The sequence below is a fragment of the Desulfobacter sp. genome, assembly GCF_050177295.1.
Genome location: NZ_JBFXHE010000211.1, coordinates 1 through 7,577 on the forward strand (window position 1 = coordinate 1; position 7,577 = coordinate 7,577).

Genomic DNA, 7,577 nt, shown 5'->3' on the forward strand with positions numbered 1-7,577 from the left:
TGAACGAAAACATAAAGTTGCCAAAAGGGAGCATCATATGAATTTAAAACCTTGCCGTTAACTTTATGACATTGCCTATGCATTGACAGGAGGCAGTAGCCGCTTCAAAATAGAGTTAAAAAATTCATGATCGGCCATATTCGGTGCAAAACCTTAATCCAAAGGTTGATGAATGCAAGAATATGTTAAAATATACAGTAATGAAAATATATTCCCCATTGATTACGGACAAACTTGACAAACACTGGAAATACGACCATGACAACACCTAACGACACTATAGACAGCACGGCAAATCGTGCTTTACTTGGCAGCGGCATGTTTCAATTTTCCTGTCACGACGGGGTGCCCTGCTTTACTCGTTGCTGCCACAATGCCGACATGTATCTTTATCCCTATGACATTGTGCGCATGAAGCAGAACCTTAACATGACCTCGGAAGCGTTCCTGGTTGCGCATACCACAACAGCCATCCGGGACATGCCCACCTTTCCCAACGTGATGCTGAAAATGAGCGACCGGCAGGGCAACCCCTGCACCTTTCTGGCGGAAAAGGGATGCACGGTTTATTCAGACAGACCTTATTCCTGCCGGGCTTATCCCCTGGAACCGGCCATTTATGGTGACGCCGACGGCAGCATGCGCATGCAGTACTATGTGATGCACCATGGTTACTGCAAGGGACATGATGAAGATCAAGCCTGGACTGCCAAAGCGTGGATGGCGGATCAGGAAATGGGAGCGTACCACGAACCCAACAGCTGCTGGGCACGCATTGCTGCCCGCTTACAGGCCAATTTTTTCAGATCCCGGGGCATTAATATGAACAGTCCGTCCATGAAAATGGCTTTCATGGCCAGTTATAACATGGATACCTTTCGCCGTTTTGTTTTTGAAAGCAGTTTTCTGTCGCGTTATAATGTACCCGGGCAGCAACTGGACGCGGTTAAGCATGATGACCGGGAACTGCTTATGCTGGGACTTTCCTGGATTGAAAGGTTTTTGTTTGGCGAGGGGCTGTTAGAGGAAAACACCTGAGTTGATAAGTTGATCACCAATGAAAAGGTTGGTGCGCTGATCAATGAAAATGTGGCAAAGAAAAACGATATGATTTCAGGAATAAAACGTGACAAAATCAATAATACAATCCATTGAAGCCCTTTTTTTTGATTTTGACGGGGTTCTGGTAGACTCAACCCGTACGAAAAAGAAAGCCTTTGAAACACTGTTTAAAGACTTTTCTGATGAAATCATAAAAGCGGTTGTTCGCTACCACAAGCTGCACGGCGGTATCAGCAGGGTGGAGAAAATCCGGCACGCCCATGCAAACATTATCAAGAATCCCCTGACTGAAAAGGGGGTTATGGAATGGTCTGCCCGGTATTCAGATCTCGTGGTACAGGAGGTGATCCGTGTTCCCTGGATAAAAGGGGCAAAAGCGTTTCTGGACGCATATTCGTCAAAATTGCCTGTTTTTGTGATTTCAGGCACCCCGGAAACCGAACTCAAATATGTGGTGGATCAAAGGAAAATGGGACATTACTTTAAGGAAACGTTAGGTTCTCCTGTCAAAAAAACTGAGCATATCCGGAGCGTGCTGGAAAAATACAGCCTTGCACCGGAGCAATGTGTTTTTATCGGAGATGCACTTACAGATTATAATGCTGCCCTGGAAACCGGCCTTTATTTTATTGGTATCCAAAGCGATGTCAATTTTCCTGATACCGTGGTGCCCCTGCCTGATTGCCAGGGGCTTGAAAGCGCTATAAAGAACTTGTGTCCGGCATTTTGACCGGAAAAATTCAGGTTGTCATTAGCGGGAGAGCACCGAAAAATCGCTGCCGTCAGGTTTTAATCGAAAAAAACAAAACCGACGGCAGTTTTTCAATCAATAAGGGCCGTGGAAATAGAAATAATAAAAATTAAATTTGCATCTGGTCCATGGCTTTTTTCATCTGCCGGACAGCCTGGCGCAGGCGTTCTTCATTTTCAACCAGGGCCAGGCGAAGATACCCTTCTCCCTCTTCGGAGAAACCAGCTCCTGGTGCCACCGCCACATTCCCATTGTTCATCAGCTGGATGGCAAATTCCATGGAACCCATTTTATTAAAAGGTTCAGGGATTTTTGCCCAGACAAACATACCGGCCTTTGGTTTTTTTATATCCCATCCGATTCTTTCAAGACCTGAACAAAGTACATCCCGACGGTTTTCATATATTTTTACAAGTTCTGGAATGGTATCATCACAGTCCCGAAGCGCGATAATACCTGCCACCTGGATGGCAGAAAAGATTCCATAATCAAAATAGCCTTTAATTTTTCCAAGAGCCTCGACAATTTTTTCATTACCAACGCAATATCCAATGCGCCAGCCAGCCATATTGTATGATTTGGAAAAGGAGCCAAATTCAACACCGACATCTTTGGCTCCTTCAATTTCCAGGAAACTTGGGGCAACATATCCGTCATAGGTTATTTTGGCGTAGGCAAAGTCATTGATAACCATGAATTTAAACCGGTTGGCAAGTTTTACGATCTCCTTGTAAAAATTTTTATCCGTTACAACCCCGGTGGGGTTATGGGGATAATTGAGCATAAGGACCTTCGGGCTGGGATAACAGGCTTCACACACTTTAATAATCCTGTCCAGAAAGCCCTTTTCAGGTTCCAGGGGAATTCTCATGACATTTGCACCGGCTATCACCGCTGCATAGATATGGATGGGAAAGGCCGGTGCCGGAACCAGAACGCAGTCCCCGGGACCCATGATGGCCAGACACAAATGCGAAATCCCTTCTTTGGAGCCAATAGTAAAGTAGGTTTCTTTGTCCGCATCCAGACCAATGTTGTAATGGCGGCCATAATATTTGGCGATTTCTCTTTTTAAATGGGGAAGTCCTGAACTTTCCGGGTATCTGTGGGATTTTGGATCCTTGGCAACCTCCACCAGCTTCTCAATCACCGCATCAGGTGTGGGATCCATTGGGTTTCCCATACCAAGATCAATGACATCATCCCCCTTCCGCCGTTTTTCCATTTTCATTTTATTGATCATACCGAAAAGGTAAGGGGGCAGGTAATCCATCCGGGATGCAAACCGAATAATATTGTCTTGTTCCACGTCAAAAACTCCTAATGATAAATGGTTGAAACATGAAATCAAAATAAAAAGAATATCAGATTTTGTTGAACTGATAAAATCAAATCTTTATTAAAAATTGTTTCTATGCTTTAATAGTAATAATGTTTCACGGGAAACATCATCCATTTTAATTGTAATAATAGATAATTATCCGCAAAATGGAAGTGATAATTTTATAAAATAGAGAGTCCATGAGGAAGCAGATACCAAATGCAGGGCAGGTTTTAAATGCCCTTGGAAAACTGACCGCATATTTAAATTCCATGGACCCCAATTCTTCTGAATTCGGCGAAGATAAAACAGCCTGGTTCAATTATCCCCTTAAAATCATCTCTGAAACCCTGCTTTTCAACGTAAGTGTGCTTTACCGGGTTTCAAATATAATTAATGACCGGCTGATTCTTGAGGTGGTCAAGGTTGTGGATCCGAGCTCAATGAGAATGGATCTTCAGGAAGGCCGGAAACTTCGTCTTTTTCTTGATGTCCGGGATAAACGCTATGTTAATGAAGTCCATGCATTTTTAAATAAAAAAACATCCCATATTAATGTAAAGGGCATGGGGTGCGACATGATGGGATATGTATATTTACCCGAAAATTTTGGCGGTATTTATCTTGTGGGCGGAGATTATACGGGCAAAGAGAGCGATATTCAGGATTTTGAAATTTCAGCCATGGAAATCATGTGTAATCTGTTATCCACCATCATCATGAAAACCATGTTTGAACAAAAAGCTGAATTTGACGATCTTACCGGCTTATATAACTCGGGAAAAATAAAGGAAGAGGTTGAAAAAATTATTATGCGTTTTAAACGCAAGCCTTATGGTTCTGCTGTCCTGGCTATAGGTGATATCGATTTTTTCAAGTCAGTGAATGATAATTACGGGCATATCCAGGGAGATCTTGTTTTAAAAGAGGTGGGCAGGATTATATCCAATTCCATGAGAGAGTGCTTTGATATTGCCGGACGATATGGGGGGGAAGAATTTTTAATGCTTTTCGAAGATTCCGATATCCAGGGTGGTCTTGAAGCGGCCGAACGAATAAGACAACTCATTGAGAATAATGATTTCCCCGTGGTTGAACGTAACGGAAACCCTGTTAAGAATAAAACCATGAATGTTACCATATCCTTTGGCCTATCTTTGATGACAGGCAGGGATACATCTGTCACACCAAAGGACTGGATCGCAAAAGCGGATAATGCATTATATCAGTCAAAGAACAATGGGCGGAATCAGACGACTTTATACCAGGAAAACCCAGGAACCAAATAAGGACAAAGATCATGGGTTTAAGGAATGAATTTTTTGCCCATTTTTCAAACCGTGAGAAAAGCAGCATCATAAATTTGGGCTACTTTGGCTGCCTGTGCACTGAACTGGTCCTCATCAACTATGGCGGGCCGCTCCTGGAGCGTGAGCCGGTGCACGGCCTTTCGCATGGCCACATAGGCATTCTGGAGAATGCTGCTTTCCTCACCGGTTATCAAAGCATCCACACTCAGGGCCTGGAGCAGACGGATATTATCCGTCCATTCTACAAGGTCCGGATAATCACAGGCATGGCGCAGCACAAGATATTGAACAAGGAATTCAATATCCACAATCCCCCCCCTGCCCTGCTTGAGATTAAATAGTCCGGGTTCGTACTTTAACCGTTGAACCCGCATTTTTTCACGCATCTGCCCAACTTCTGTTTTTAATATTGAATCATCGCGCTTCCGGGTCAGGATCTTTTTGCGAATGGTATCAAAGCGGTCGAACAATGCCGGATCACCGGCCACGGGGCGGGCCCGGATCAGGGCCTGGTGTTCAAATGTCCAGGCCCGGTCCTTCAGGTAATCCTCATATGCCTGGATATGAGTGACAATGGTGCCTGACCCCCCGCCGGGCCGAAGCCGCATATCTGCACTATAAAGGGTACCAGCCGGGGTATGGATGGTCAGGGCATGGATAATGCGCTGGCCCAGATTGGAATAAAAACGGCCGATATCTATGGAACGTTCTGTTCCGCTGGTATATCCGGATTCAGCATCAAAAATAAAAACCAGATCCAGGTCAGATTTATATCCCATTTCAAGGCCGCCCACCTTACCGTAGGCAATTACAATAAACCCGCATCCTTCTACGCCTTTGCCTTCCATACCCCTGGGATATCCGTATTTTTCAGTTATGATCCGCCAGGATGACGCCACCACCTGATTAAGAATAGTTTGGGCAATCCAGGTCAGATGATCGCTGACCTTCATCAGCGGAAAATTGCCTGATACATCTGCCGCAGCCACTCTGAGCGTATTGATCTGACGAAAAATATTGAGCGCTTCGATCAGGTATTCCGGATCATCCTCGGGAACCCGAACCATCAGACGCTCCATTTCCCGTTCAAGCATATCCCGTTTGGGCGGCGAATACAGTGTAACCGGATGCATAAGTTCATCTAAAAGAACCGGATGCTGGCTTAAAAACGAAATAATCCATGGGCTTTTACGGGCTAGAACGATCAGGGTGTCCAGAGCGCCTTTATTTTCAATGAGCAAAGACAGATAACAGGTACGCCGTTCAATGGTCGCTACCAGATCAATGAGTTTGGCCATCACCTCTTCTGGGTCCGGATGCTCACCCACTTTTTTAATCAGACGGGGCACCAGCCGGGCCAGTTTATTGCGCCCGGTCTGGGAAAGCTGCCGGGTGTTGGGATGCGCTGCCAGGGCTTTAAGAAGCCGCACCACAGAACCTGTATCCTGATAACCGACAATAGAGATATCTTCACCATGAAACTGGGGATCTGTGATACTGTCCCATATCTGTTTCAATTCCTGGTTGCTGCTGTCTTTGTCTTCGTCATCGGCTTGTACCAGAAGCCTGGAAAAATGTTTATGTACAACACTCTGGATCCTGGACAGTTCAGCATAAAATGCATCTTCTTCATCATATCCCATGGACAGGGTAAGGATATTTCTTTGAACCGGATCTTCGGGGATGTCGTGGGTCTGCCGGTCCTGGTACGCCTGGAGCCGATTTTCCACAAGCCGGAGAAAATGATAGGCATCTTTGAGTTCATCACACACTTTTTTATCTATGCACTTTTTTTCCACCAACGTGTCCAGAACCAGCAATATGGGCCTGGCCTGAAGTTCGGGTTCCACCCCGCCTCTGATGAGCTGAAAAAGCTGGCCAAAAAATTCAATTTCCCTGATACCACCGGCCCCGATTTTAATATTATGTTTCAGTCTGGCACTTTTCACCTGCAGTGTTATGCGCTGTTTCATATCCCTGAAGGAATCAAAGGCGCCGTAATCCAGGTATCTGCGGAAAATAAAGGGTTTCAGGGCTTGAAGGATTGTGTGGCCCGCTGCAATATCCCCTGCCACCGGACTTGCCTTGATCATGGCATAGCGTTCCCATTCCCGGCCCTGGGACTGGTAATAATGTTCAAAAGCATCCGCATCCATGACCAGGGGTCCGCTCTCCCCGAACGGACGCAGGCGGGTATCCACCCGGTAAAAATGGGTGCCGTTATCCATTGAAAACAACTTGATGAATTCCCGGCACAGTTTTGTAAAAAATTCATCATTGGATATGGATCTGTCTCCATCAGTCTGACCTGTTTTTGGGAATACAAAAATAAGATCAATATCCGAAGAAAAATTCAACTCACCGGCCCCAAGCTTACCCATGCCCAACACCACAATGTTCTGGGCATGGCCGTTTCTGTCTTTCGGGGTCCCCCATTTTTGAGTCAGCACGGGATACAGGTGTTCAAAACCCAAGGCGATGCAGGCACAGGCAAGACCGGACAGATCCGCCATGGTTTCGGACAACCGTGCCGCACCTGTAAGATCCCGCCAGGCAATGCGAATGATTTCGTATACCTTGAATTCAAGCATTCGGGATTTAAGCCCTGCACTGTCCCTGTCCTGACTATCTCCGATAAAAGCAGCAAGCTTTTTTTTGATGGCACCCGGGGCATAGGATGTGTCAAGATCGCCGCTTGCACCAAACCGCTCAAGTATCAAGGGGTTTGCTGTAATGTGTTCAGCCGTAAAGGGGCTGAACAGCATCACCCTGGTAAAATCCAGGGCAGTGACAGGCAATTGGCCGATATCCTGTATATCCCCGGCGGAAAAATAATCTTGAAGCCGCCGCTGCAAGGCATGGCAAAGGGTTTGGGGAAGCGCAGGAAAAACACGGGATATCAACTGTTCTATGGCGTCTTGAATCATGGTATGGCTTTCATATTATAATTCATAGTTTGGGTATTATTTGCTGGCAACAACCCATTTTTCCAAGGGGACGGGGATACTGCATATGCGAGGGGTTTCCAGTTTCCATTTAGTTTCTTGTACCGCACCTCCCATCATAACCGAGACCGGGGCGTCAGAGGAGACGACTATTACAATAACATTTTCGTGTTCTGCCGTGAACCGCA

The 7,577-nt window shown here is 45.7% G+C and carries 5 protein-coding genes; 3 read left to right on the forward strand and 2 right to left on the reverse strand.

Annotated elements, in window-relative coordinates; all coding sequences use genetic code 11:
* The first annotated feature begins 258 nt into the window (after positions 1 to 258).
* Complete coding sequence (locus AB7U36_RS14465) at positions 259 to 1,038, forward strand: YkgJ family cysteine cluster protein (protein ID WP_428160443.1); 780 nt, start codon at positions 259 to 261, stop codon at positions 1,036 to 1,038.
* Between the two features lie 88 nt (positions 1,039 to 1,126).
* Positions 1,127 to 1,792, forward strand: a complete 666-nt coding sequence (locus AB7U36_RS14470) for an HAD family hydrolase (RefSeq protein ID WP_428160444.1) — start codon at positions 1,127 to 1,129, stop codon at positions 1,790 to 1,792.
* Between the two features lie 130 nt (positions 1,793 to 1,922).
* On the opposite strand, the gene AB7U36_RS14475 is transcribed toward AB7U36_RS14470, so the two are convergent.
* Positions 1,923 to 3,122 (reverse strand): aminotransferase class I/II-fold pyridoxal phosphate-dependent enzyme, encoded by a 1,200-nt coding sequence (locus AB7U36_RS14475; protein ID WP_428160445.1) that lies wholly within the window; start codon positions 3,120 to 3,122, stop codon positions 1,923 to 1,925.
* Positions 3,123 to 3,334: 212 nt separating this feature from the next.
* Between AB7U36_RS14475 and AB7U36_RS14480 the strand changes: the two genes are divergently transcribed.
* Positions 3,335 to 4,423, forward strand: a complete 1,089-nt coding sequence (locus tag AB7U36_RS14480) for a GGDEF domain-containing protein (protein ID WP_428160446.1) — start codon at positions 3,335 to 3,337, stop codon at positions 4,421 to 4,423.
* Positions 4,424 to 4,467: 44 nt separating this feature from the next.
* On the opposite strand, the gene glnE is transcribed toward AB7U36_RS14480, so the two are convergent.
* Entirely contained in the window at positions 4,468 to 7,371 is a 2,904-nt protein-coding gene (gene glnE / locus AB7U36_RS14485) for a bifunctional [glutamate--ammonia ligase]-adenylyl-L-tyrosine phosphorylase/[glutamate--ammonia-ligase] adenylyltransferase (RefSeq protein ID WP_428160447.1), read from the reverse strand.
* Positions 7,372 to 7,577 lie beyond the last annotated feature (206 nt).

Coding starts and splice junctions, on each gene's coding strand:
- AB7U36_RS14465 (WP_428160443.1), top strand. CDS start 259: ATGACAACACCTAACGACACTATAGACAGCACGGCAAATCGTGCTTTA.
- AB7U36_RS14480 (WP_428160446.1), top strand. CDS start 3,335: ATGAGGAAGCAGATACCAAATGCAGGGCAGGTTTTAAATGCCCTTGGA.
- glnE (WP_428160447.1), bottom strand. CDS start 7,371: ATGATTCAAGACGCCATAGAACAGTTGATATCCCGTGTTTTTCCTGCG.